The sequence below is a fragment of the Achromobacter sp. UBA4530 genome (assembly GCF_002388205.1).
Lineage (GTDB): Bacteria > Pseudomonadota > Gammaproteobacteria > Burkholderiales > Burkholderiaceae_B > Achromobacter > Achromobacter animicus.
The window spans coordinates 1-25,465 of the sequence record NZ_DGMA01000011.1; the positions used below are offsets into that span (position 1 = coordinate 1).

25 protein-coding genes are annotated in these 25,465 nt (G+C 64.5%); 14 read left to right on the forward strand and 11 right to left on the reverse strand.

The annotated features are described in order from the left end of the window. Positions 1–187: 187 nt before the first annotated feature. The 5 genes from rodA to B2W22_RS11865 form a co-directional block, all read right to left on the reverse strand. The gene (rodA, locus tag B2W22_RS11845; RefSeq protein ID WP_056560313.1) at positions 188–1,324 is read right to left on the reverse strand and encodes a rod shape-determining protein RodA; all 1,137 of its coding nucleotides are present in this window, start codon (positions 1,322–1,324) and stop codon (positions 188–190) included. Beyond that, positions 1,321–3,249, reverse strand: coding sequence for a penicillin-binding protein 2 (gene mrdA, locus B2W22_RS11850; protein WP_286937805.1), 1,929 nt, complete (start codon positions 3,247–3,249; stop codon positions 1,321–1,323). The genes rodA and mrdA overlap by 4 nt, the downstream gene beginning before the upstream one ends. A gap of 15 nt (positions 3,250–3,264) precedes the next feature. Beyond that, positions 3,265–3,771: a rod shape-determining protein MreD gene (gene mreD / locus B2W22_RS11855; protein ID WP_175125001.1), complete on the reverse strand. Its 507-nt coding sequence runs from the start codon at positions 3,769–3,771 to the stop codon at positions 3,265–3,267. Between the two features lie 49 nt (positions 3,772–3,820). Next, positions 3,821–4,705 carry a rod shape-determining protein MreC gene (gene mreC / locus B2W22_RS11860; protein ID WP_056560320.1) on the reverse strand — a complete coding sequence of 295 codons (885 nt, stop codon included), beginning with the start codon at positions 4,703–4,705 and terminating at the stop codon, positions 3,821–3,823. A gap of 84 nt (positions 4,706–4,789) precedes the next feature. Further along, positions 4,790–5,833, reverse strand: a complete 1,044-nt coding sequence (locus tag B2W22_RS11865; protein WP_006216320.1) for a rod shape-determining protein — start codon at positions 5,831–5,833, stop codon at positions 4,790–4,792. Between the two features lie 229 nt (positions 5,834–6,062). On the opposite strand from B2W22_RS11865, the gene gatC reads away from it, so the two are divergent. The 5 genes from gatC (at position 6,063) to B2W22_RS11890 (ending at position 10,091) form a co-directional block, all read left to right on the forward strand. After that, positions 6,063–6,371: an Asp-tRNA(Asn)/Glu-tRNA(Gln) amidotransferase subunit GatC gene (gene gatC, locus B2W22_RS11870; protein WP_175124992.1), complete on the forward strand. Its 309-nt coding sequence runs from the start codon at positions 6,063–6,065 to the stop codon at positions 6,369–6,371. A 3-nt stretch (positions 6,372–6,374) separates the two neighbouring features. Beyond that, a complete protein-coding gene (gatA, locus tag B2W22_RS11875; RefSeq protein WP_175186159.1) occupies positions 6,375–7,910 on the forward strand; it encodes an Asp-tRNA(Asn)/Glu-tRNA(Gln) amidotransferase subunit GatA in 1,536 nt (511 codons plus the stop codon). Between the two features lie 4 nt (positions 7,911–7,914). Further along, entirely contained in the window at positions 7,915–9,372 is a 1,458-nt protein-coding gene (gatB, locus tag B2W22_RS11880) for an Asp-tRNA(Asn)/Glu-tRNA(Gln) amidotransferase subunit GatB (protein ID WP_191578460.1), read from the forward strand. A gap of 123 nt (positions 9,373–9,495) precedes the next feature. After that, positions 9,496–9,741, forward strand: a complete 246-nt coding sequence (locus B2W22_RS11885; protein WP_286937807.1) for a hypothetical protein — start codon at positions 9,496–9,498, stop codon at positions 9,739–9,741. Further along, positions 9,738–10,091 carry a type II toxin-antitoxin system VapC family toxin gene (locus tag B2W22_RS11890; RefSeq protein WP_286937809.1) on the forward strand — a complete coding sequence of 118 codons (354 nt, stop codon included), beginning with the start codon at positions 9,738–9,740 and terminating at the stop codon, positions 10,089–10,091. Before B2W22_RS11885 ends, B2W22_RS11890 begins: the two co-directional genes overlap by 4 nt. Before the next feature lie 199 nt (positions 10,092–10,290). Here B2W22_RS11890 and pyrE read toward each other — a convergent pair whose 3' ends face one another. Continuing rightward, on the reverse strand, positions 10,291–10,977 hold the full coding sequence (gene pyrE / locus B2W22_RS11895; RefSeq protein ID WP_175124987.1) for an orotate phosphoribosyltransferase: 687 nt from the start codon (positions 10,975–10,977) through the stop codon (positions 10,291–10,293). Positions 10,978–11,109: 132 nt separating this feature from the next. Here pyrE and B2W22_RS11900 point away from each other — a divergent pair, with 132 nt between their 5' ends. Then, complete coding sequence (locus tag B2W22_RS11900) at positions 11,110–11,904, forward strand: exodeoxyribonuclease III (RefSeq protein ID WP_175124986.1); 795 nt, start codon at positions 11,110–11,112, stop codon at positions 11,902–11,904. A gap of 412 nt (positions 11,905–12,316) precedes the next feature. Beyond that, a complete protein-coding gene (gene gdhA, locus B2W22_RS11905; RefSeq protein WP_105241110.1) occupies positions 12,317–13,663 on the forward strand; it encodes an NADP-specific glutamate dehydrogenase in 1,347 nt (448 codons plus the stop codon). A gap of 169 nt (positions 13,664–13,832) precedes the next feature. Here the strand turns inward: gdhA and B2W22_RS11910 are convergent, their stop codons facing one another. Further along, positions 13,833–14,324, reverse strand: coding sequence for a copper chaperone PCu(A)C (locus B2W22_RS11910; RefSeq protein ID WP_286937811.1), 492 nt, complete (start codon positions 14,322–14,324; stop codon positions 13,833–13,835). Between the two features lie 18 nt (positions 14,325–14,342). After that, positions 14,343–15,242: a LysR family transcriptional regulator ArgP gene (locus tag B2W22_RS11915; protein ID WP_056560345.1), complete on the reverse strand. Its 900-nt coding sequence runs from the start codon at positions 15,240–15,242 to the stop codon at positions 14,343–14,345. A gap of 147 nt (positions 15,243–15,389) precedes the next feature. Here B2W22_RS11915 and B2W22_RS11920 point away from each other — a divergent pair, with 147 nt between their 5' ends. From B2W22_RS11920 to B2W22_RS11950, 7 genes are all read left to right on the forward strand, one after another. Next, on the forward strand, positions 15,390–16,022 hold the full coding sequence (locus tag B2W22_RS11920) for a LysE/ArgO family amino acid transporter (protein ID WP_286937812.1): 633 nt from the start codon (positions 15,390–15,392) through the stop codon (positions 16,020–16,022). 8 nt (positions 16,023–16,030) lie between these two features. Continuing rightward, positions 16,031–16,345 carry an antibiotic biosynthesis monooxygenase family protein gene (locus B2W22_RS11925; protein WP_175124983.1) on the forward strand — a complete coding sequence of 105 codons (315 nt, stop codon included), beginning with the start codon at positions 16,031–16,033 and terminating at the stop codon, positions 16,343–16,345. 51 nt (positions 16,346–16,396) lie between these two features. After that, positions 16,397–17,338, forward strand: a complete 942-nt coding sequence (locus B2W22_RS11930; protein ID WP_286937814.1) for a LysR substrate-binding domain-containing protein — start codon at positions 16,397–16,399, stop codon at positions 17,336–17,338. A gap of 369 nt (positions 17,339–17,707) precedes the next feature. Then, complete coding sequence (locus tag B2W22_RS11935; protein WP_175124981.1) at positions 17,708–18,871, forward strand: ABC transporter substrate-binding protein; 1,164 nt, start codon at positions 17,708–17,710, stop codon at positions 18,869–18,871. A gap of 141 nt (positions 18,872–19,012) precedes the next feature. Then, positions 19,013–19,885, forward strand: a complete 873-nt coding sequence (locus tag B2W22_RS11940; RefSeq protein WP_006216335.1) for a branched-chain amino acid ABC transporter permease — start codon at positions 19,013–19,015, stop codon at positions 19,883–19,885. A gap of 3 nt (positions 19,886–19,888) precedes the next feature. Then, entirely contained in the window at positions 19,889–21,811 is a 1,923-nt protein-coding gene (locus B2W22_RS11945; protein WP_175139640.1) for a branched-chain amino acid ABC transporter ATP-binding protein/permease, read from the forward strand. 18 nt (positions 21,812–21,829) lie between these two features. Then, the gene (locus B2W22_RS11950) at positions 21,830–22,552 is read left to right on the forward strand and encodes an ABC transporter ATP-binding protein (RefSeq protein WP_056560356.1); all 723 of its coding nucleotides are present in this window, start codon (positions 21,830–21,832) and stop codon (positions 22,550–22,552) included. Between the two features lie 1,074 nt (positions 22,553–23,626). Here B2W22_RS11950 and B2W22_RS11955 read toward each other — a convergent pair. From B2W22_RS11955 to B2W22_RS11965, 3 genes are all read right to left on the reverse strand, one after another. Then, the gene (locus tag B2W22_RS11955) at positions 23,627–24,052 is read right to left on the reverse strand and encodes an organic hydroperoxide resistance protein (protein ID WP_056560358.1); all 426 of its coding nucleotides are present in this window, start codon (positions 24,050–24,052) and stop codon (positions 23,627–23,629) included. 161 nt (positions 24,053–24,213) lie between these two features. After that, positions 24,214–24,675, reverse strand: a complete 462-nt coding sequence (locus tag B2W22_RS11960) for a MarR family winged helix-turn-helix transcriptional regulator (protein ID WP_175124979.1) — start codon at positions 24,673–24,675, stop codon at positions 24,214–24,216. A gap of 61 nt (positions 24,676–24,736) precedes the next feature. Beyond that, complete coding sequence (locus B2W22_RS11965; RefSeq protein ID WP_175124978.1) at positions 24,737–25,444, reverse strand: Crp/Fnr family transcriptional regulator; 708 nt, start codon at positions 25,442–25,444, stop codon at positions 24,737–24,739. Between the last annotated feature and the right edge of the window lie 21 nt (positions 25,445–25,465).

A 25,465-nucleotide genomic window follows, 5' to 3' on the forward strand; every position in this document is an offset into this window, starting at 1 on the left:
ACCGCAATCGTGGGCGATCGCACCCACGGTGACCGCGGCGTCGGGCGACCTACGAAGAACTTCGCGGCGCCAAATTCACCGACCTTCGAAGCCCAGGCAACAAGAGTCAACGAATGCAGGAGATAAGAACTAAGCCACGTCCAGACAGCAAAAGCCGCGACAAACCATCGAGACCAGCAAACCACCATCAAGTCTTCACAGACCGATGCCGACTAATACTCATCATGATCCCAAACGCAATCCCCATCGTGAACAACGCCGTCCCCCCATAACTCATGAACGGCAACGGCACCCCCACCACGGGCAATATCCCCGTCACCATGCCTACGTTCACGAACACGTAGATGAACAGCATCATCGTCAGCGCCCCCGCCAGCAGCCGGCCGAATTGCGACGCAGCCCGGGATGCGATCGTCAGGCCGCGCGCCATCATCAGGCCGTACAAAACCAGGATTGCAATGCCGCCGTACAAGCCGAATTCCTCGGCGTACACGGCAAAGATGAAGTCTGTCGTGCGTTCCGGAATGAAGTCCAGGTGCGTCTGCGTTCCCTTCATGTAGCCCTTGCCGTACACGCCGCCCGAGCCCACTGCGATCATTGACTGGATCGTGTGAAAGCCCTTGCCCAGCGGATCGGAGCTGGGATTGAGCAGTGTGCAGACCCGGTGCTTCTGGTACTCATGCAGCACCACCCAGTCCACATCCGGCTCGCAGAGCTGATCTTCGTAATAGACCAGTGTGCCGATGGCAATGACGCCGGCCAGCATGACCGGCACCAGCAGTTTGAACGACAGTCCCGCGAAATAGATCACGAAAAAGCCCGCGCCGAACACCAGCAGCGCCGTGCCCAGGTCGGGCTGCAGCACGATCAGGCCAAAAGGTGCGGCCAGCATCGCGGCGGCGGCGAGGAAGTCGCGCACGCGGACCGCGCCTTCGTGGCGCTGGAAATACCAGGCCAGCATCATCGGCACCGCGATCTTCATCATCTCGGACGGCTGGATGCGGGTGACGCCCAGGTTCAGCCAGCGGGTTGCGCCCTTGCTGGTTTCGCCGAAGAACTCGACGCCCAGCAGCAGCACCACGCCCACCACATAGAACGGCAACGCCAGTTTCATTAGCAGCTTTGGCGGAATCAGCGCCATTGTCCACATCGCGAAGAACGCGATGATGAAGTTGCGCGACTGTTCCGCGAAGCGCCAATCCGTGCCACCGACGGCCGAGTGCATCACCGTCAGGCCCAGCGCCGCGAACATCATCAGGATCGCGAGCAGCGGCCAGTCGAAGGCCGTGAACACGCGCAGCAGAATCAGGCCAAGACGTTTCATTGTTGGCGCACCAGGTCGGAGGCGATGTCATCGACGGTCGCCATGGTGTCGGCGGGTTGGGGACGCGCGATCTTGTCCTGGCGATCCTTGGCCAGCCAGTAATCGAAGACCTTGCGCGCGACCGGGGCCGCCACGCTGGCGCCCCAGCCGGCGTTCTCGACGATCAGCGCCACGGCGATGCGCGGTTGCTCGAGCGGCGCGAAGCCCATGAACAGCGCGTGATCGCGCAGGCGTTCGTCGATCGCGCTGGCCCGGTAGTGGCCGCCTCGCAGACTGAACACCTGCGCCGTGCCAGTCTTGCCGGCCGCCTGGTACGGCGTGTTGGCGAACGCGCGCCGCGCCGTGCCGGCGCGCACCACGTCGGCCATGGCGTTCTTGATGACGTCCACGTTGGCCTGCTTGAGCGGTATGCGGTAGTCCGGCGGCGCCTCGGTGGGCTTGGCCACGCCCGAGCGCGAATCGCGCACCGCGTGCACCAGGTGCGGGCGGCGGTACAGGCCGTTGTTGGCCAGCGTGGACGTGCCCTGCGCCAGTTGCAGCAGCGTAAAGGCGTTGTAGCCCTGACCCACCGCCACGGAAATCGTTTCGCCCGCGTACCAGCGCTGGCGCTCCTTGTCCTTGTAGGCCGAGCGCTTCCAGTCGGTGGACGGCAGCACGCCGCGCTTCTCGCCTTCCAGGTCGATGCCGGTGATCTGGCCGAACCCGAACTGCTTGGTGAAATCGTGCAGGGCGTTCACGCCGATTTCAGGGCCGAGCGAATAGAAATAGGTGTCGGACGACACGACGATGGCCTTGTGCATGTCCGTCATGCCGTAGGCCGCGCCGCCCGCGTTGCGGAACTTCTGTCCGCCGAATTCGTAATACCCCGGGTCCGAAATTCGGTCGGTCGCGCGGCGTTTGCCCAGTTCCAGCGCGGCCAGCGCCACGAAAGGCTTGTAGGTGGAGCCGATGGGATACGTGCCGTACAGGGGACGGTTGATCAGCGGGTGGTCCGGCGATTCGTTCAGCATGCGCCAGTTGTCGACGTCGATGCCATCCACGAACAGGTTCGGGTCGAACGACGGCTGCGACACGAACGCCAGGACCTCGCCCGTGTCCGGGTCGATGGCGACGAGGGCGCCGCGCTGGCCCTCGAAGGCCTCTTCGGCCACCTTCTGCAGGCCCATGTCGATGGACAGCATGATGTCCGAGCCCGGCACCGGATCGATGCGGCGCAGCGTGCGCATGGGCCGGCCGCCGGCGGTGACCTCGACTTCTTCGAGGCCCGTGCGGCCGTGCAGCTGCTCTTCCCAGGTCTTTTCGATGCCCTTCTTGCCGATGACCTCGGTGCCGCGGTAGTTGCCGAGCTGCCCGGCACGGTCCAGCTCTTCGATGTCGTTGTCGGCGATGCGGCCAATGTAGCCGACCACGTGCGCGGCCGACACGCCCTGCGGGTACTCGCGCACCCAGCGGGCGCGCAGTTCGACACCGGGGAACTGGAAGGCGTGCGCGGCAAACCACGCGGCTTCGGTTTCGTTCAGGTTGTTGCGCAGTTGCAGGCTGGCGTAGCGGCTGGATTCGGCCGCGCGGCGCTTGAAGCGGCGCTGGTCGGACGGGCTGATGTAGACGACTTCGGTCAGGCGCTCGAAGAGTTCGTTCATGTTGCCCGCGTGGGCCGGCACGACTTCGAGCGTGTAGGTGCGGTAGTTGCGGGCCAGGACTTCGCCGTTGCGGTCCAGGATCTCGCCGCGCCGCGGCGGAATCGGCACGACCGCGATGCGGTTGCGGTCGGCGCGTTCGGACAAGCCTTCGTAGCGGTCGACCTGCAGATACCAGAAACGGCCGACCAGCACGCCGAAGCAGACCAGGGCGAAGGCGCCGCCCACCCAGGCGCGCAGGCGAAAGCGCTGCTTCTGCTGCTGGCCGGTTTTCTTGAATTCAAACATGACGCAACGCCGCCGTCAGGCGGATGAGGATTCGGCGTCGTCGACACCGCGTTGCGGCAGGTGCAGCACCCAACCCGCCAGCGGCCACAACGCAGCCGTCAGCAGCACGCTGATGCCCCAGTCCCAGCCCGGCCATTTTCCGGCCAGCCACGCGTGGATGATCTGGGTGACGAAGCGCGCAATGAAGAACACAGGCAGCATGTGCATCGCCTGGCTCCAGAGGTCGAACCGTTGCAGCCGGCGATGCAGGACCACCGCGCCGTAGGCGACGAGCGTGTACGACAGCGCGTGCTCACCCAAGAGGCCGGCGTCGTGCACGTCCATCAGCACGCCGAAGAAGAAAGCCGTGAACAGACCCACGCGGCGCGGCTCGTGCACGCACCAGAAAGCGATGATGAGCAGCAGCACGTCGGGCGCGCCCTGCCACAGACGCCACGGCAGCAGCGACACCAGCCAGGCGAGCAGGACGGTGCCCCACACGAAAAAGGCATGCGCGGGACCCGACAGCCGGTCGGGATGCACGTTGCTGGGCGTGCCAAGGCGGCGCGGGGACTGCCCCGCAGCGTGTTGGTTAGTCCGATCCACCGGAATCGACCTCCTGACGGTTGGACTCGGCGCGATCCACATCCACCTGCAGAACCAGGAAATGGCGATAGCGTTCGGGATGGGCCAGCGGTTCACATACGGCGCGCGCGAAACCTGAGGCGGTATCGCGTTCCACCGAGGTCACCTTGGCCACGGGCAGGCCGGCGGGAAAGAGGCCGCCGACGCCGCTGGTGACAATAGTATCGCCTTCCTTGATGTCGGCATTGGCCGCCAGGTAACGCACTTCCATCTTGCCGGGCGAGTTGCCGCCGAACGCAATCAGACGAAGTCCGTTGCGCAGGAGTTGCACGGGGATGGAAACCTGCTCGTCGGTGACGAGCGCCGCCTCGGCGGTCATGGGCGTCACGCGAACGATCTGGCCAACCACACCGCCTTCGTCGATGACGGGCATGCCGGGCGCCAAGCCAGCCTTGCTGCCCTTGTTGAAGACCAGGCGCTGCGTGAACGCGTTGGTGGGTTCGTACATGACTTCAACAACCACTGCGGACTGCGCCACGGTGTCGGTCACGCCAAGCAGGCGGCGAAGCTGGGAGTTTTCGGCGGCAAGCTGCGCCGCGTGGGATGCGACCTGGGCGAGTTCGATGCGCTGACGCTGCAAGGCTTCGTTTTCGCTGCGGATGAGGTTGGCCGCGTTAACCCATTCGTTGACTTGCTGGACGAGATCGCGCGGCGCCATGACGGCACGCTGGAACGGATAAAGCCCTACGGCAATCGCGCGGCGCGCCGGTTCCAGCATGCGCCATTGGGAATCCATGACGATCAGGGCCAGAGCAAGGACGACCAGAACGACCAGCCGCACCTCTGCCGGTGGGCCGCGCCTGAATAGGGGGGGAGTCCCTTGTCGTTGCATGAATCTCAGCCCGGGCGCCCGCGTCCGAGGCCCCCGCAGCGGCCGGAGCCAGAAAAAAGCGGGGCTCCGGGCTGGCGGGCAATATTAGTCGTTGATGAAGATGGCGCCCAGTTTCTCAAGGTGTTCCAGCGCCTCGCCGCAACCGCGCACGACGCAGGTCAGGGGATCGTCGGCCACCACGACCGGCAGGCCGGTTTCTTCTTGCAGCAGGCGGTCCAGGTCACGCAGGAGCGCGCCGCCACCAGTCAGGGCGATGCCCTTGTCGGTGATGTCGGCGCCCAGTTCGGGCGGCGTCTGTTCGAGCGCGATCTTGACGGCGGAAACGATCTGGTTGAGCGGATCGGTCAGCGATTCGAGGATCTCGTTGGACGAGACTGTGAAGCTGCGCGGCACGCCTTCGGCCAGATTGCGGCCCTTGACTTCGATTTCGCGGACTTCGGAACCCGGGAATGCGGAGCCGATTTCCTTCTTGATCAGTTCGGCCGTGGGTTCGCCGATCAGCATGCCGTAGTTGCGGCGGATGTAGTTGACGATGGCTTCGTCGAACTTGTCGCCGCCGACGCGCACGGAACCCTTGTAGACCATGCCGCCCAGCGAGATGACGGCCACTTCAGTGGTGCCGCCGCCGATGTCGACGACCATCGAGCCGCTGGCGTCGGACACGGCCAAGCCGGCGCCGATGGCGGCGGCCATGGGTTCTTCGATCAGGAACACGTGGGAAGCGCCGGCGCCGAGCGCCGATTCACGGATGGCGCGGCGTTCAACCTGGGTGGAGCCGCAGGGCACGCAGACGATGATCCGCGGGCTGGGCGCCAGCATGTTGCGGGGGTGCACCATGCGGATGAACTGCTTGAGCATCTGTTCGGTGACCGTGAAGTCGGCAATCACGCCGTCTTTCATGGGCCGAATGGCCTCGATGTTGCCGGGAACGCGACCGAGCATCTGCTTGGCTTCGTGCCCGACGGCCTGAATGATCTTCTTGCCGTGGGGGCCGCCTTCATGACGGATTGCGACCACGGAAGGCTCATCGAGAACGATGCCCTTGCCGCGGACGTAAATCAGCGTATTGGCGGTACCTAGGTCAATCGCCATATCGCTGGAAAAATAACTGCGCAGGAATCCGAACATGGGAGCTCAGCTAAATTCTGGGGGGAATTGGGGTCAAGCCGCGGGGCGTTTGGCCCGTGAAACAACGGGTCCGCCTGTCATCACGGCGATTAAACCGTGAATCATAACTTATAATTTCCCCGGAAATAGCGCATAAATGCAGGCTATTCAAGCTTTGTAACGGGTTTGGCGTATGCATACTGCCCACTCCCGCCCCGCGGCCTTCGCTTACCGATTTTTGCAATCCCCCATGGCGCTCAACGACAAAGATGTGGCCCGCATTGCCCGGCTGGCCAGAATCGAACTGACCCCCGACCAGCGCACCGTCGCGCAGGCCGAACTCAACGGCATCCTCCACCTGATCGAACGGCTTCAGTCCGTCGACACCCAAGGCGTCGAACCCCTGGCTCATCCCCTGTCCGCGCACGAGGACATCGTATTGCGCCTGCGTGAAGACGCCGTGACCGAAGCCGGATCGGAAGCCCGCCGCCAGGAACTGCTGGCCAACGCGCCCGATGCCCAGGACGGCCTGTTCCTGGTTCCCAAGGTCCTGGATTAAGTCATGACGAAACCTGCCCTGCATACCCAATTCGAGGGGATCGCCGCGTTGCGCGCGGCCCTCGCGCAACGCGAAGTCAGCGCGGTAGACCTGGCGCAAAGCGCCCTGTCGGCCGCCGAAGCGGCCAGCGGCCTGAATTCCTTTTTACATATTGACGCCGAATTGACGCTGGCCCAGGCCCGCGCGGCCGACGCTGCACTGGCAGCCGGCACCGCGGGTCCGCTGGCCGGCATCCCGATCGCCCACAAGGACGCGTTCGTGACGCGCGGCTGGCGCACTACCGCGGGCAGCAAGATGCTCGACGGTTACGTCAGCCCGTTCGACGCGACCGTCGTGGAACGCCTGGGCGCGGCCGGCGCGGTGTCGCTGGGCAAGCTGAACTGCGACGAATTCGCCATGGGCTCGGGCAACGAGAACTCGGCATACGGCGCCGTGAAGAACCCCTGGGATCACGTTGCCGTACCCGGCGGCTCGTCGGGCGGTTCGGCCGCCGCCGTGGCCGCCCGCCTGGTCGCCGCCGCCACCGGCACCGACACCGGTGGCTCGGTCCGCCAACCCGCCGCGCTGTGCGGCGTCAGCGGCATCAAGCCCACTTACGGCACCGTGTCGCGTTACGGCATGGTGGCCTTCGGCTCCAGCCTGGACCAGGCCGGCCCGCTGGCCCCCAGCAGCCGCGACCTGCTTGAAATCCTGGATGTCATCAGCGGCTTCGATCCGCGCGACGCCACCAGCCTCGAAAAATGCGATGGCGCGGTCAACGAACCCGGCCGCGTGCGCCGCGACTTCGACGCCGCGCAGGCCCATTTCGACGCCGCCGGCAGCCAGCCGCTCAAAGGCCTGCGCATCGGTGTGCCCGAAGAGTATTTCGGCGCTGGCCTGGCCCCCGATGTGGCCGCCGCCGTGCAGGCCGCGCTTGAGCAATTCGAGGCGCTGGGCGCCGTGCGCGTGCCCGTCTCGCTGCCGCGCACCGAGCTGGCCATTCCGGCGTATTACGTCATCGCCCCCGCCGAAGCGTCCAGCAATCTGGCCCGCTACGACGGCGTGCGCTACGGCCACCGCGCCAAGCAGTATGGCGACCTGAACGAGATGATCAGCCGCTCGCGCGCCGAAGGCTTCGGCGACGAGGTCAAGCGCCGCATCCTGATCGGCACCTACGTGCTGTCCCACGGCTATTACGACGCCTACTACCTGCAGGCGCAGCGCCTGCGCCGCCTGATCGCGCAGGACTTCCAGCGCGCCTATGCCGATCAGTGCGACGTCATCATGGGACCGGTGACGCCGTCGGTCGCCAAGAACATCGGCGACAACCGCGACGACCCGACCGCCGACTGGCTGGCCGACGTCTACACGCTGGGCGTCAGCCTGGCGGGCCTGCCCGCCATGTCGATCCCCTGCGGCTTCGGCGGCGAGAACCAAAATCGCCCCATCGGCCTGCAGATCATCGGCAACTACTTCGACGAAGGCCGCCTGCTGGCCATCGCCGACCGCTACCAACACGTGACGGACTGGCATCAGCGTGCCCCTGTCCAGCAAGGCTGAGAACATGAACTGGGAAATCGTCATCGGCCTGGAAACGCACACGCAGCTTTCCACGGACTCCAAGATCTTTTCGGGCAGCAGCACGCAATTCGGCGCCGCGCCCAACACGCAGGCGAACGAGGTTGACCTGGCCCTGCCGGGCAGCCTGCCGGTCATGAACCGCGGCGCGGCCGAACGCGCCATCCGCTTCGGCCTGGCCGTGGGCGCCAAGATCGCCCCGCGCTCGGTTTTTGCGCGCAAGAATTACTTCTACCCTGACCTGCCCAAGGGCTACCAGATCAGCCAGTACGAGCTGCCGGTGGTGGTGGGCGGCTCGCTGTCGTTCTTCGTCGGCGAAGAAGAAAAGACCGTCAACCTGACGCGCGCCCACCTTGAAGAAGACGCCGGCAAGTCCCTGCACGACGACTTCAACCTGGGCAATGGCAGCCCGGCCAGCGGCATCGACCTGAACCGCGCCGGCACCCCGCTGCTGGAAATCGTGACCGAACCCGAAATGCGCTCTGCCGCCGAGGCCGTGGCCTACGCGCGCGCGCTGCACAGCCTGGTCGTGTGGCTCGGCATTTGCGACGGCAACATGCAGGAAGGCTCCTTCCGCTGCGATGCCAACGTGTCGGTCCGCCCGGTGGGCCAGAAAGAATTCGGCACCCGCACCGAGATCAAGAACGTCAACTCGTTCCGCTTCCTGGAACGCGCCATCACCTATGAAGCGCGCCGCCAGATCGAGCTGATCGAGGACGGAGGCACCGTCGTCCAGGAAACGCGCCTGTACGACGCCGACCGCGACGAGACGCGCAGCATGCGCAGCAAGGAAGACGCGCACGACTACCGCTACTTCCCCGATCCCGATCTGCCCACGCTGGTGATCTCCAGCGCGTGGGTGGACGAGGTCCGCGCCGCCATGCCGGAACTGCCGGCCGCCCAGCGAGCCCGCTTCGAAACGGAATACGGTCTGCCCGCGTACGACGCCGCGCAACTGACCATCAGCCGCGATCTGGCCGCCTACTTCCAGGCGGTCGCCAACGCGCTGCCGGCAGGCCAGGCCAAGCTCGCGTCCAACTGGGTCATGGGCGAAGTCGCCGCCGTGCTCAACAAGGAAGAAAAGACCATCGCCGAATCGCCCGTCGCGGCGCCGGCGCTGGCGGCCCTGATCAGCCGCATCATCGACGGCACGATCTCCAACAAGATCGCCCGCGAAGTCTTCGGCGCCATGTGGGCTGGCGAAAACGGCGGCGATGCCGACGCCATCATCGAATCGCGCGGCCTGAAGCAGATCAGCGACACGGGCGCCATCGGCGCGATGATCGACGAGGTGCTGGCCGCCAACCCGGCCATCGTCGAGGAGTACCGCGCCGGCAAGCAGAAGGCGTTCAACTCCCTGGTCGGCCAGATCATGAAGGCTGCCCGCGGCAAGGCCAACCCGCAGCAGGTGAATGATCTGCTGAAGCAGAAGCTGGATAGTTGATGGTCGGCCGGATCCCCACGCGGGGACCGGCGCAATATCAGACTGAATCAGGGGCCGCGGCATATTGCCGCGGCCTTTTGTTTGGCCAAGAATGATCTGGTCGATTTCGCCGGAGGCTTGGCCATGAACTACACCGAGGTCAGCAGCAACGACTTGCTGCACCGATTCACCGATTACCTGCAGGCCCTCCACCAAGGGCAGCACTTCATCATCTCTGTCGACGGCGTTCGCCGCGCAAGGCTGACGCCCGTCCTGCCCGACACCTCGCTGAACGCGCACGATGCCCTGGAAGCCATGAAGCGCCTGCACACGGCGGCCCCGGTCTCGCACGACATCATCCGCGCCTGGATTGAAGAAGGCCGAGAATGAACACCATCCGTCTGGTGCCGGACGCATCGGTCGCCCTTGCCTGGCTGCTGTACCGCGTAGATGTCCACGAATCGCTGCTTGCCCAGCATCTGCTCGACGTCGCGCACGGCTCGCAAAACACCGTGCCTCACATCTGGCGCGTGGAAGTTGCCAATGGCGTTCTGCGTGCAGAGCGCAGCCAGCGCATTTCGCGGGCCCAGGTCGCTGCGTTCAATCAGCTTCTCGACAACCTGCCCATCGCCGCCGACAACGACGATGCGGCTTCCAGCATCGCGCGCACCTGCCAGCTTGCCCGCGCCCATGGGTTGACTGCCTACGACGCCAGTTATCTCGAACTCTCGCTGCGGTAGCGCGCGTGCCTGGCCACCTTTGACCGCAAGCTGGCGGACGCGGCGCGGGCCAGCGGCGTCACCGTGTTCGGGCAACCGCACGGCGTCGCCGAACCCGTTGCGCCCTATCTGTGGCAATGACGTTTTGGCAATTGCATCTTTGCAATGACAAAGGGCGGCCCATGGCCGCCCTTTGTCATTGCTTTCAGCAACGAGACCCTTACTTCACCCCGTACTTCGTCCGATACGCCAGCACGGCATCCCGGTTCTCCGCAAACGACGCATCATCCTGCAGCAGGGCCAGGATGTCGGTCAGCGAGGCAATCGCCACCACGGGGATGCCGTAGGTCTTGGCCACGTCCTGCACGGCCGAATGCGGCGACAGGGCGTCGTCCGGGCCGGCGCGCTCCATGCGGTCCATCGCGATCAGCACGGCGGCCGGTTCGGCGCCGGCGGCGCGGATGATTTCCACGGACTCGCGCACCGACGTGCCGGCCGTGATGACGTCGTCAATGATGACGACCTTGCCTTTGAGCGGAGCGCCAACCAGCGTGCCGCCTTCGCCGTGATCCTTGGCTTCCTTGCGGTTGTAGGCGAACGGCACGTCGCTGCGGCCCTGCATGTCCGGGTGGCCGGCCAGCGCCACGGCGGTGGCGGTGGACAGCGGGATGCCCTTGTACGCGGGGCCGAACAGCATGTCGAATTCGACGCCGGAATCCAGCAGCGCCTGTGCGTAGAACTGCGCCAGCTTGCCGACCGAGCGGCCATTGTTGAACAGGCCTGCGTTGAAGAAATAGGGGCTGATGCGGCCCGACTTGACCTTGAAGCTGCCAAAGCGCAGAACGCCCTCGTTCAAGGCGAAACGGACGAAATCCAGGGCGGTGACGGAGGACGGGGCGGCGGGCATGCAGGGTGATCCGGTAGGTGGCAGACCCCGCATTTTATCCGCTGTCGGGGCTGTTCCAGGTGGCCGCGGCGGAGTCGGTTAAATTCCTGGCATTGTCCGCCCCCCCTGCGGCCGCATTACAGGAGTTTCGCTTTGCTGCGCATCACGTCGATCAACCTCAATGGCATCCGGTCCGCCTTCAAAAAGGGCCTGCAACCGTGGATGGAAAAGCACGCCGCCGACGTGCTGTGCCTGCAGGAAATCAAGGTATCCCACGAGGACCTGACCGACGAACTGCGCCATCCGCCCGGCTACACCGGCCACTTCCACCACGCCGTGAAAAAGGGCTACAGCGGCGTGGGCATCTACCTGCGAGATGCCGCCGAGCGCGTGAACAACGGCTTTGATTGTGAAGAGTTCGATAGCGAAGGCCGCATCATCCGCGCCGACTGGAAGGATCTGTCGGTCATCAGCGCCTACCTGCCTTCCGGCTCCAGTGGCGACGAACGCCAGCAGGCGAAGTATCGCTTCCTGGACAGTTTCGGCCCGTGGATCGATGCCCTGATGCACGAGCACAAGACGACCGGCCGTGAATTCGTCATTTGCGGCGACTGGAACATCGCGCACAAGGAAATCGACCTGAAGAACTGGAAGGGCAACATGAAGAATTCGGGCTTTCTGCCCGAAGAGCGCGCGTGGCTGACGGACGTCTTCGACAAGCGCGGCTTTGTGGACGTATTCCGCACCATCGACGACCGCCCCGACCAGTACACCTGGTGGAGCAATCGCGGCCAGGCCTGGGCCAAGAACGTCGGGTGGCGCATCGACTACCAGATCGCGACCCCCGGCATCGCGGCCAAGGCGCGCAGCGTCGCCATCTACAAGGACGAACGCTTCTCGGATCACGCGCCGTTGACGGTCGATTACGACTTCACTTTGCGCGCGTGATTTTTCTCAAAATAAATATAGGGACGCATTAAGGGCGCCAAGCGGGCGGCGGCGTCTTTGCGACGCTGCCGGATGCCCCGCAGCGGCGTATCAGAAGGCGCCCTGCCCTATGCCGCATCGGCGAAATTAAACGGGGACACTTCAAAAATCCCTGAATTTTCAAGCTCCCCCGTTTGATCAGCCCGGTTTCCATCCACAGGCGATCAACACTCCGCTTTTATACGTCCCCGTTTATCGTCTGGAAAAATCTGTTTGTTATCAAGGTGATGGCGCAGTTTTTCGCTTTGCGCAGGGCAACATTTTGCCCCTACAATCCCCGCACCATACAGGTGCAGTCATGCACCAAAACAAACTGATCGCGCCCCAATTTGGCGCAATTTCCGCACCTATTCGAAGCACCCCCGAGGAGATCATGGTGAAAGTGCAGAGTCTGGACGACTTCCTGCGTGGCGTCGCCGCGCGCGACCCGCAGCAGCCCGAATTCATGCAAGCCGTCCAGGAGGTGATGCTCAGCTTGTGGCCCTTCGTCGAGAAGCATCCCCACTACGCCGAGCACGCTCTGCTGGAACGCCTGGTCGAACCGGAACGCGTCATCCAGTTCCGCATCTGCTGGACCGACGATCAGGGCCGCGCCCAGGTCAACCGCGGCTTCCGCATCCAGCACAGCTCCGCAATCGGGCCTTTTAAGGGCGGCATGCGCTTTCACCCGTCGGTGAACCTGTCGATCCTGAAGTTCCTCGCCTTCGAACAGACCCTGAAGAACTCGCTGACCACGCTGCCCATGGGCGGCGGCAAGGGCGGTTCCGACTTCGATCCCAAGGGCAAGTCCGACGCCGAAGTCATGCGCTTCTGCCAGGCGCTGATGATCGAGTTGTATCGCCACCTGGGTCCGGACACCGACGTGCCCGCCGGCGATATCGGCGTGGGCGCGCGTGAAGTCGGCTTCATGGCCGGCATGATGAAAAAGCTGTCCAACTCGACCGCCAGCGTCTTCACCGGCAAGGGCCTGACCTTCGGCGGCAGCCTGATCCGCCCCGAAGCCACCGGCTACGGCACCGTCTACTTCGCCGAAGAAATGCTCAAGCGCGTCGGCAAGTCCTTCGACGGCATGCGCGTGTCCGTGTCGGGCTCGGGCAACGTGGCGCAGTACGCCATCGAGAAGGCCATGGCGCTGGGCGCGCGCGTCATCACCGTGTCGGATTCGAACGGCACCGTGGTCGATGAAGCCGGCTTCAACCACGAGAAGCTCGTGGCGCTGATGCACATCAAGAACGACCTGCGCGGCCGCCTGGACACCTACGCCCGCCAGTTCGGCCTGCAGTACGAAGCCGGCAAGCGCCCGTGGCACGTGCCCGTCGACGTCGCCCTGCCCTGCGCCACTCAGAATGAGCTGGAGCTGTCGGACGCCCAGACGCTGATCAAGAACGGCGTGCTGGCGGTTGCCGAAGGCGCCAACATGCCCGCCACGCTGGACGCCGCCAAGGCCTTCATCGCCGCGCGCGTGCTGTACGCGCCGGGCAAGGCCAGCAACGCCGGCGGCGTCGCCGTGTCGGGCCTGGAAATGGCCCAGAACTCGGCCCGCCTGTCGTGGACCCGCGAGGAAGTGGACACCCGCCTGCATGCCATCATGCGCGACATCCACGAAAACTGCGTGCGCCACGGCCATTCGGAGCGCGAGTACGTGAACTACCTGGACGGCGCCAACATTGCCGGCTTCGTCAAGGTCGCAGACGCCATGCGTCAGCAAGGGCTGTATTGATCGCCGCCCGCTGAAGCGCGCGCGACAACGCGCGGGCCCGGCATGCAAAAGGCCGACTCGGATGAGTCGGCCTTTTGCATTGCGGCGATGGCGGGCCGCGAATGGGGCCGCGGATTGGCCCGCGCCTGCGCCTTTAAAAAGCGCGCAGCCTGGCGGGGTGGCGCAAAGATCAGTGCTTCATCGCGCCGTGATCGTGGCTCATGCCGGGATTATGCGAAGCCGGCTTGACCTTGAATTCCACCGCCACTTCGCCTGCCTTTTCAAACTTGAGCGTGGCGGGCACGGTGGCGCCATCCTTGAACGGCGCCTTCAGCTTGATGAACATGACGTGATAGCCGCCCGGGCTGAGCTTGACCTCGGTGTCGGCGGGCAGCGCGATGCCGCTTTCGACCTGACGCATCTTGGAGACGCCGTTTTCGGTCTGCACGGTGTGCAGTTCGACGCGTTCGGCGGCATCCGACGAGACCGACAGCAGACGGTCCGGCGCCTTGGCATCGTTGTCGATATCCATGTACCCCGCACCGTTGGCCTGTCCGGGCGCCGAGGCGCGGACCCAGAGATCGTCGACTTCGACCTGGCCGACCTTGTAGTCCTTGGCCCACGCCGAACCGGCGGTGCACAGGCCGATCGCGGCAACAACGGCAAACTTGCGGATGTTCATGGGTGTCCTCCTGAGACGTTAGCGGCGCCTGACCAGGCTGCGGGCGGCTGACAGCACCGAGTCGGTCAAGGCTTCCATGGCCTCGGAGTTTACCCGCCAATGCTGCCAGTAGAGCGGCACGTCCTCCCACGCCCGGCCGCGCAGCAGAACGAGTTGACCGGCATCAAGATGTTCCTGCACGAGCGGCAGCGGGTTCATGGTCCAGCCCAATCCGCCCAGCGTGGCCTGCACGAAGGCGCGCGTGGACGGCACCCACCAGACCGGCGGCTCCCACGGCGCGGGGTCGGCGATCTTGTGCGCAAAGCGCGCCTGCAGCGCGTCCTTGCGGTTGAAGACCAGAACGGGCGCCTGAGCCAGCGTCTGCGCGTTGACGCCCGAGGCGAAGTAGCGCTTGTGGAAGTCCGGCGTGCAGGTGGCCACGTAGCGCATGCTGCCCAACGCGTGGATGCGGCAGCCCTGCACCGGATCGGCCAGCGTGGTCACGGCGCCCAGCACGGAGCCGTTGCGCAGCAGCGCGGCCGTGTGATCCTGGTCTTCGGACAGCATGTCCAGCGTGGCGCGGGTGCGCGCCGCGAACTGGAGGGCGGCGTCAACGAACCAGGTTTCCAGGCTGTCGTGGTTGACCGCGATGGGGATGCTGGCGTGGGGCACGTCGTCGTCGGCGACGCCCAGCCGGTTCAGCGCGTCGTGTTCCAGCAAGGCGGTCTGCTCGGCCAGTTGCACCAGCACCTGTCCGTCTGCCGTGGCGGCGGCAGGCACCGTGCGTTGGACCAGCAGCCGGCCCATCCGGTCTTCCAGCGCCTTGATCCGTTGCGACACCGCCGACGGCGTGACGCTGAGCGACAGCGCCGCGCGCTCGAAACTCCCTTCGCGCACCACCGCGGCCAGGGCGCGCAGGTTGCCGTGATCGATTTTCATGAGATTAGGAATACTTAATATAGTGAAGGAAAATTAGCTGTATTTCATATACATGGCAAGGGAAAATGGCGCATTGCCGATTGCTCTCAGCATTCGGCCACCCATCAAAGCGCCGCCACAGGCGTTGCAGTCACAGGTATTTTTTCCATGTTTGCCACCTTGTCATCCCCCGCCTTCCTTACCGCCTGGGCCAACGGAACGGCCACGGGCCTAGGCCTGTTCGCCGTCGTGGGCGCGCAAAGCGCGTTCATCCTGCGCCAGGGCCTCATGCGCGCGCATCTCTTGAGCGTCGTCGCCATCTGCGCGCTGATCGACGCGGTCTTCATCTTTGCCAGCGTGTCCGGCCTGCAGGCGCTGACCGCGTGGTTCCCCTGGCTGACGACCGCCGTGCTGTGGTTCGGTGTGGCGTTCCTGACCTGGTACGCCGCGCAATCCGCGCGCCGCGCCTGGACCGCCACGGGGGGTCTGGCCGCCGCCCGCGACGTGGTGCCGTCGCGCCGCGCCGCCATGCTGGGCGCGCTGGGTTTCTCGCTGCTGAACCCGCACTTCTGGCTGGACATGGTGGTGGTCGGCTCGCTGGCGCACGGCTTCGAAGACGCCCGCATGGCCTTCGCCGCCGGCGCTTTCACCGCCAGCCTGCTGTGGCTGGCGGTACTGGGCATCGGATCGCGGCTCTTTGCACCCTTCCTTGCCAGCGCGTCGGCCTGGCGCGCGCTGGACGGCATCATCGCCGTGGTCATGGCTGGTTTGGCGATCAGCCTGGCGCTGAAGGGCGTCTGAGCCTCGCCATGTACACCTCCACGTTCATCTTCGCCATAAAGCAGTTCGACGATGCATTCCACCGCCTCGACCAGCGCATCGCAGAGGCGGCGCGCGCGATGCCGGGCTACCTGGGGGAAGAATCCTGGGAAGACACCACGCGCGGGTTGTTCGCCAATGTCTATTACTGGCAATCGCTTGAAGCGTTGGACGCGCTGATCCGGCATCCGGCGCATCAGCAGGCCAAGGCCGCGCAGTCGCAATGGCTGGACGGATACCGGGTGGAGATTGCCCAGGTGCTGCGCCAGTACGGGCACGGCGTGCCCGCGCCGGCACTTTTATAATTGGCGCCTCACCACTTTCTGTCGGGCGCCGGGCCGGCCCGCCAACGCGCCATGCGTGGACCTTCGCCTTCCAAAGACGTGCGCCTGCCGCCGCTTGCCGCCATCCAGGCGTTCGAAGCGGCCGCGCGGCTGGGTTCCTTCGAGCGTGCGAGCGAAGAACTCTTCGTCACCGCCAGCGCCATCGGCAAGCGCATCGCCTCGCTGGAAACCCTGCTGGACGTCACGCTGTTCATTCGAAGCAGCCGCGGCGCGACGCTGAGCGCCGCCGGACGCGAGTACCTGGAACAGGTGCGCACGGCGCTCGATCTGCTGTCCGACGCCTCGCTGCACAAGCGCAACGAACCCAAGCTGGAAACGCTGCGCGTCGTGTCCACGCCGACATTCGCCCGGCAGGTGCTGATTCCGGCCCTGCCCGGTTTCACGGCGGCAAACCCCGGCGTCGAACTTGAAATCATGCTGTCCATTCCCTATCTGGACATCATGCCCCCCAACGCCGACGTCTGGATCCGCTTTGGCAGCGGCAAATATCCCGGCCTTCATGCGCATCCGCTCACGCAAGATACGGTGTTCGCGGTGTGCGCACCGAGTTATCAAGCGGCGCGCGGCCCGTTCAAGCGGCCCGCCGATCTGGCGCGCGCCGACCTGTTGCGTTGCCCGATGGAACCCTGGCGTCCGTGGCTGGCAGCGGCTGGCCTGGACTGGCCCGAGCCGTCGCGCGGCGTGTGGCTGGTAGACCTGGGCATGATGCTCGCTGCGGCGCGCGCCGGCCAGGGCGTGGCGCTGACTCGCCGATCGCTGGCCGCCGAGTGGCTGGACGAAGGCAAGCTCGTTCGCGTGCTGGATGTGGAGATCCCCGGCGAGTCGCAGTACTACCTGTGCACCGAAGCCACACGCACACCGGGCGGCGCGGCCCAGGCGTTTTCCCTATGGCTCGCCGAGGTCTGCAAACGCGCAGCCCAATGGCCATGCGGGCCGCAGGCCGGTCAGGAATAAATTTCCAGTTATCTGCGGAATGAATTTCCGCACGACGCCGCACCCTGATCGCTAGGATGCGGCCAGCGTGACTGCGCCCGTCCCGGAGACACGCTGTGTGGACAAGCGGAAGCGGACGCATTGCAAACGCAACACCGACGCACGCCCATCTCACCGCCCATTCCACTCACAGCATTCAGCAAGCTGAAAGGAACCTTGCATCCGCACTAGGTATTTACGCGGAAAAGCACCGCCGGGTCAGATTCGCGTAAGCGATTAAGCAGACAGTCACGACACGCAACAAAGGAGCGCGCCAACAAAACACCATCCGCCGATTGGCGCCGGCACACGGCTTTCCACGCAGTTCACCCAATTACAACGGAGACATCCATGGATTTTCGTTTGAAGCTGCTTGCAGGAACCCTTGCATTTGCCGTATCGGCCGCGTCCCACGCCGCCGACCCCATCAAGATCGGCGTGGCCGGCCCCTACACGGGCGGATCGTCCTCGATGGGCGTCAGCATGCGCGACGGCGTTCGCCTTGCCATTGAAGAGATCAACAAGAACGGCGGCGTGATGGGCCGCCAGCTCGTCGCGGTCGAACGCGATGACGAAGCCAAGAACGAGCGCGGCGTACAGATCGCGCAGGAACTGATCAACAAGGAACAGGTGACCGCCACCGTCGGCTATATCAACACCGGCGTCGCATTGGCCTCCCAACGTTTCTACCAGGACGCCAAGATCCCGGTGTTCAACAACGTGGCCACCGGCAGCGTGATCACGCATCAGTTCAAGGCGCCTGAATACCCCGACAACTACGTGTTCCGCAATGCGGCCCACGACAGCATCCAGGCCCCGATGATCGTGGAAGAAGCGATCACGCGCCGCGGCTTCAAGAAGGTCGCGATCCTGGCCGACTCCACCAACTACGGCCAGCTCGGCCGCGAGGACCTGGAAAAGGCCCTGGACGCCAAGGGCATCAAGCCGGTCGCCGTCGAAAAGTTCAACATCAAGGACGTCGACATGACGGCCCAGCTGCTCAAGGCCAAGGCCGCGGGCGCCGAAGCCGTGCTGACCTACGGTATCGGCCCGGAGCTGGCCCAGGTCGCCAACGGCATGACCAAGCTGGGCTGGAAGGTGCCGATCATCGGCAGCTGGACGCTGTCCATGGCCAACTACATCGACAACTCCGGCGCCAACGGTGAAGGCGCGCGCATGCCGCAAACCTTCATCCAGGACCCGGACACGCCCAAGCGCAAGGCGTTCATCGACGCCTACCTGGCCAAGTTCAAGCCCAAGAACAACCGCATCGATTCGCCGGTGTCGGCGGCGCAGGGCTATGACTCCATCTTCCTCTTGGCCGCGGCCATCAAGCAGGCGAACTCGACCGACGGTCCCAAGGTGCGCGAAGCACTGGAAAACCTGCAGACCCCGGTCGAGGGCGTGGTGATGACCTACAACAAGCCCTTCTCGCACGACAACCACGACGCGATCACCGCGAAGGAAGTGGTCATCGGCGAGGTCAAGGGCGGCCGGGTCATCAAGGCCAACTAAATCCCGACAAGCAGGAAGGCGGCGGCTGCCCGGCCGCCGCCGCCCGCGCCTGAAGCTTCGGGCGCGGGGCATGCAGCCGCCTGAAAACAGCGTTCTGCCCAAGGGGGTTGGGACGGAACACAGCGCCTCAAGACACACACCATGATTCTTCTACAGCTCATCTATAGCGGTATCGCGCTAGGCATGATCTATGCGGTCATTGCGTTCGGCTACCAGCTCACCTTCGCCACATCGGGCACCTTGAACTTCGGCCAGGGCGAAGCCCTGATGCTGGGCGCGCTCGTCGGCCTCACGCTCGTCGGACTGGGCGTGAACTACTGGGTCATGATTCCCATCGTCTGCATCTTCGGCTTCGCGCAGGGCGCGCTGGTCGAACGCGTGGGCGTGCGGCCCGCCATCAAGACGCGATCGGAATTCGGCTGGATCATGGCCACCATTGCGCTGGGCATCATCTTCAAGAACGTGGCCGAAAACATCTGGGGCCGCGACGACCTGCGCTTTCCCTCGCCGCTGCCCGAGGCGCCGATTCAGGTGCTGGGCGCCAACGTGCTGCCGATGGAGCTGCTGGTGGTGTTCGGCGCGCTGGGCATGATGATTCTGGTGGAAATCTTCAACCGCAAATCCATCTACGGCAAAGCCTTCGTCGCCACGTCCAACGACCGCGACGCGGCCGGCCTGATGGGCATCAACACCGGCATGGTCATCACGTTCTCGTACGCGCTGTCGTCGCTGACCGCGGCGTTTGCCGGCGTGCTGGTCGCGCCGCTGACGCTGACGGGCGCCACGATGGGCGCCGTGCTGGGCCTGAAGGCATTTGCCGTCGCGATCATTGGCGGCCTGTCCAGCGGGATGGGTGTCGTGGTGGGCGGGCTGATCCTGGGGATCGCCGAAACGACCACCGGTTTCTATCTATCAACGGGATACAAAGACGTGCCGGGATTGGTATTGCTGCTGCTCGTTCTGACCTTCAAGCCCGCCGGCCTGTTCGGCAAGACCGCGATCAAGAAGGTGTAAGCGATGAAACCCCTGCATCTTCTCCTATCCATCGTGGCCGTGGCCTGCCTGGCCGCCGTGCCGCTGGGCGTGACCAACACGTATTACCTGCACCTGATTGAAACCATCATGATCTATTCGATCCTGCTGTTCGGGCTCGATATCGTGGTGGGCTACACCGGCCAGGTGTCGCTGGGCCACGCGGGTCTCTTCGGCATCGGCTCGTACGTGGCCGGCGTGCTGGTCTTTCACCTGCAGATTCCGATCTGGCTGACGCTGCCCGCCGCCATCGTCATCGCCGCCGCCTTTGGCGCAGTGCTCGCGCTGCCGGCGCTGCGCGTCACCGGCCCCTATCTGGCGATGGTGACGCTGGCCTTCGGCACGATCATCCAGATCCTGATCAACGAGATGACCTTCCTGACCGAAGGCCCGCTGGGCATCAAGGTCACCAAGCCGTCCATCGCCGGCCACGTGCTGACCAAGGCCGAGTACTTCTGGCTGGTCGCCGCGCTGCTGGTGATCTCGCTGATCGTGGTGCACCGGATCTTGAAGTCGCACCTGGGCCGCTCGTTCGAAGCCTTGCGCGACAGCCCCATCGCATCCGACTGCATGGGCGTGTCGGTGTACCGGCACAAGGTGATCGCCTTCGTCATCAGCGCCGGCTTTGCCGGCCTGGCGGGCGCGCTGTACTCGTATTCGGAACAGTACATTTCGCCGAACACGTACAACTTCGAACTGACGATCCTGTTCCTGCTGGCCATCATCATGGGCGGCCGCAAGAGCCGCACCGGCGCGCTGCTGGGCGCCTCGATCATCGTGCTGCTGCCCAAGATGCTGGACGACATCGGCACCTTCCGCCTGATCGCGCTGGCGGTGGCGATCCTGGTGACGGTAGGCAGCGTCGTGGCCATCTCCAAGGGCCGCACCGAACCGCGCAAGGTCGCGGTGCCGGTAATCGGCACGATCGTGCTGGCCATCTTCTCGTACTGGCTGGACGCCGTCACCGACTGGCGCCTGACCATCTTCGGCGCGATGATCCTGTTCGTCGTGTACTACCTGCCCGACGGCATCGTGGGCTTCGTTCGCAACCTGTTCTTCTCGACGCGCCGCGCGGCGCTGGCCGTCAAGAAAGACCTGGTGAAGGAACAGGACGCCGTGCCGGACGCGGTGGCGGGCAAGGGCGAGACCCTGCTCGCAGCCAAGAACGTGCTGATGCAGTTCGGCGGCCTGAAAGCGCTTAACGAGGTGGACCTGACCGTCAAGCGCGGCACCATCCACGGGCTCATCGGACCCAACGGTTCCGGCAAGAGCACGATGATGAACGTGCTGACCGGCATCTACGTGCCCACGGCCGGCGCGGTGGAGTTCGGGGGCAAGTCGCTCGTCGGACTCCCGCCCGCGGACATCGCCGAAGCCGGCATCGCGCGCACGTTCCAGAACGTGCAACTCTTCGGCGAAATGACCGCGCTGGAGAACGTGCTGGTGGGCCTGCATCACACCTTCACGACGGGTCTGGCGGGCATTGCGCTGCGCACCCCCAAATGGAAGACCGAGGAACAGGGCGCACGGGCACGGGCCATGGCGCTGCTGGAATTCGTCGGCCTGGAATCGCTGGCCAGCGAAGAAGCGCGCAACCTGCCCTATGGCAAGCAGCGCCTCCTGGAGATCGCCCGCGCACTGGCGCTGGATCCGCAACTGCTGCTGCTGGACGAACCGGCGGCAGGCCTGACGGCGCCTGACATCGTGGAGCTGCTGGCGATCATCCGCAAGGTGCGTGACCACGGCATCACGCTGATCCTCATCGAACACCACATGGACGTCGTGATGGGGGTGTGCGACACGGTGTCGGTGCTGGACTTCGGCCAGAAGATCGCCGAGGGCCTGCCTAATGAAGTGCAAAGCAACGCCAAGGTGATCGAGGCGTATCTGGGCGGCGCGCCCGCCTGACGCCAAGGGGACAAGAAGATGCTATCGATCAAGAATCTGGAAGCAGGCTACGGAAAGGTGAAGGTGCTGCACGGCATCAGCATGGAAGTGCCGAAAGCCAAGGTGGTGACGTTGATCGGCTCGAACGGGGCTGGGAAGACGACGACGATGCGGGCCCTGTCGGGGATGATCCGGCCGACGGCGGGGGAGATCACGCTGGGTAGCAAGCGGATCGATGGGATGGAGTCGCATCGCATCGCGCGGCTAGGGCTGGCGCATTCGCCGGAGGGGCGCCGGGTGTTTCCTACGCTGTCGGTGACTGACAACCTGCTGCTGGGTGCGTTTCCGCGTCTGACGGGTAGCCGGCCTAAGGGTGACGTTCAAGCTGATCTGGGGCGGGCGATGGATCTGTTCCCGCGTTTGAAGGAACGGCGCGATCAGCTGGCTGGGACGCTGTCGGGCGGTGAACAGCAGATGCTGGCCATGGCGCGCGCGGTGATGCTGAATCCGGAATTGGTGCTGCTGGACGAGCCTTCGATGGGACTGGCGCCGATTCTGGTTGAAGAGGTGTTCCGGATTATTGCGCGGCTCAAGGAGGAAGGCGTGACGATGCTGCTGGTGGAGCAGTTCGCGGCGGCAGCGTTAAACGTTGCGGATTATGGGTATGTGCTGGAAAACGGGCGGATTTCTGTGCATGGGAGTGCGGAGAAGTTGAAGCATGATCCGGCTGTGGTGGCGGCTTATTTGGGTGGGGGGCATTGAGGGGGTGACGATTGGTCGGCTGGCGGTGAGGCGGATTCTTGAGACGCCCGCCGCAGCGGGGGCCTGGGTGCGCGGGGCTACGATTGCGGTCCGGAGCCTTCGCTCCGGACTGCCCCTTCGTCATCTTCGTCCGCCTTCGGCTCCCTTCAGATTCCCTCGGGCGCATCTACACGCCCCGCGCACCCAGGCCCCCGCTGCGACGGGCTCCAGTTGATTCAGCTTTACCGGTGGTGGGGCGAGTTGGGTTCTTTAGGTTCTTGCCCACGGTGGGGGGAGAGAGAAAGATCTTGCGGGGCCCGCCCGCGGCGGCCGCGCGGGCGGCCTTCGGGGGCTTACGCGGCGTCTTGCGTCGTGGCGATGACGCTTCGCGTGTGGCTGCGGTGTGGTTGGGTTTTTGCCGAAAGCACGTGGGGTGTCTGACACCCGCAAATGCGTAAGACCGATTCGGATGTCTGACACCCGCAAATTCGTAAGACCGATTCCGGTGTCTGACACCGGCAGAAGAAAAGCAACCACCATTCATCGTCACTTGAACCCCAATGCCCGATGGGCGGCGCGTACGGGTCGGGAAGTTGTGGCTGCTCGTCGCCGCGCCGCCCATCACCGCTCTCCCCCACTGACGAGCGTCATTCGCAAGCCGATCACCGCAAGCGCGCAAGCGCACACCACCACGACGACCCACAGCTCCGATGCCGATTGCCGCCGCCCGGGCGGCAGCAATTCGGCGGCCCCGCAGATCTCCTGCCCTGACCACAGGTCTTGTAGCGCTGCATACCAAAGACCCTGGCAGCACGGCGTCGCGGTCACCGTGGGCGCGAGCGCCGTCGATGCGCCCGAGGGAATCTGAAGGGAAGGCCGAAGGCCTGGACGAAGATGACGAAGGGGAAGTCCGGAGCGAAGGCTCCGGACCGCAATCGTGGGCGATCGTGCCCACGGTGACCGCGGCATCGGGCGACCTACGAAGAGCTTCGTGGCGCGCCAAAAGAAAATGGGCCTCCGCAGGCAACCGACCAAATCAGTCTTCACCTGCAAGGCCCACGCTCACGTCGCATCACTCTCGATGCGACGTCACCCTCAAACGATCGTCAGCGTCACGTCGATGTTGCCGCGCGTGGCGTTCGAGTACGGGCACACGATGTGTGCGGCCGCGACCAGCTTTTCGGCTTCTGCGCGGTCCAAGCCCGGCAGCGAAATCTTCAGTTCGGCTTCGATGCCGAAACCCGTCGGAATCGCGCCGATGCCGACGATGCCGTTCACCGACACGTCCGCCGGGATCGCGATCTTGTCGCGGTTCGCGACGAACTTCATCGCGCCCAGGAAGCAGGCCGAGTAGCCGACGGCGAACAGTTGTTCGGGGTTCGTGCCTGCTGCGCCGGCGCCGCCCAGTTCGCGGGGGGTGGTCAGCTTGACGTCAAGGTTGCCGTCGTCGCTGACGCCACGGCCTTCACGGCCTCCGGTGGCGGTGGCGTTGGCGCGGTAGAGGACTTTTTCGATCGACATGGTGTGGTTCCTTTGAATGAAAGTTTGTACTGCTTGCCTTGCGGGACCCTTCCCGTTGGCGGTCAACGATGAACTTGCGACTTGCTTAAGACTTTAAATAGTGAACAACAATATCGTGCGCTATTTATAAAACCGGATGATGACAGTTATCACCCACAACCTCAAAGACTTCCGGCCAGCTTCTCCCGCAGCGCGTGCAGCATCTTCGTCATGCCCTGCGCTTCGTCCAGCGAACACTGCGCTGCCGCGCCAACCGCGTGCGGCACCGCTTCGGCCTTTTCGCGCAGATCGCGGCCCTGTTTCGTCAGGCCCACGATCACCTGGCGTTCGTCGGTCACGGCGCGCTTGCGCGTCACCAGTCCCGCGGCCTCCAGGCGTTTAAGCAGCGGCGTCAGCGTGGCCGAATCCAGAAACAGGCGGCTGCCGATATCCGTCACCGTAATTTCGTCGCCTTCCCACAGCACCAGCATCACCAGGTATTGCGGGTAGGTCAGGTCCAGCCCGCTCAGCAGCTTGCGGTACACCTTGTTCATCGCCAGCGAGGTCGAGTACAAGGCGAAGCACAACTGGCTGTCCAGCAGCAGCGGGTTGAATGCGGCTTTGGTCTTGTTTCTGGATTTCATGGTGCGATATTAAATAGCGCGCGATTTATCGTCAACACTTTTTTTTAAGTCCTGATAACGATTACGCCGCCTGCTCCGCCTCCACCGCGCCGCGGTCCGAGCCGTATTGCTTCAGCCCGTCCAGGTCCAGCACCCGAACCGCCCCGTATTCCACGTTCAGCAGCCCCGCCTCCTCCAGCTTGCGCAGCGCCTGGTTCGCACGCTGACGTGACACCCGGGCCAGATAGCCGACTTCTTCCTGTGTAATCGTCAGTCGCATCCCCATGCCCGGATACAGCAAAGGGTTGAAGAGCTCGGCCAGACAGCGGGCCACGCGCGCATCGGGATCGAGCAGACGGTCGTACTCCGCCTTGCCGATGAACTGCGCCACGCGCTCGTTCAATTGATGCAGCAGGTACCGGTTGAACGGAATACTGGTATCCAGCAACCAGTCGAACGTCGTGCCCGGCAGGCGCGCCACCACCGAATCGCGCAGCGCCACGATGTCGTACTTGCGGACCTCGCGTTTCAGCAGCGAGCCCTCGCCGATCCAGCCGCCGGCGGGCACGCCCGTCAGCGATGCAACCTTGCCTTCCGAGTTGCCCACCGACACCTTCACCAGTCCCGCCAGTACGCCGATCCAAGCCTGGGCGAGTTCGCCTTTGCGCTCTATGATCGATCCGGCAACGACCTGCTGCACGGAAAGGTCCCGCTCCACGCGCGCTTGCTGTTCAGCGTTGAGCACGCGGAACCAGGCGGCGGCGAGTTGCAGGGAGTCGGATAGCTGCATCGGGAATACCCTAAAAGGTCC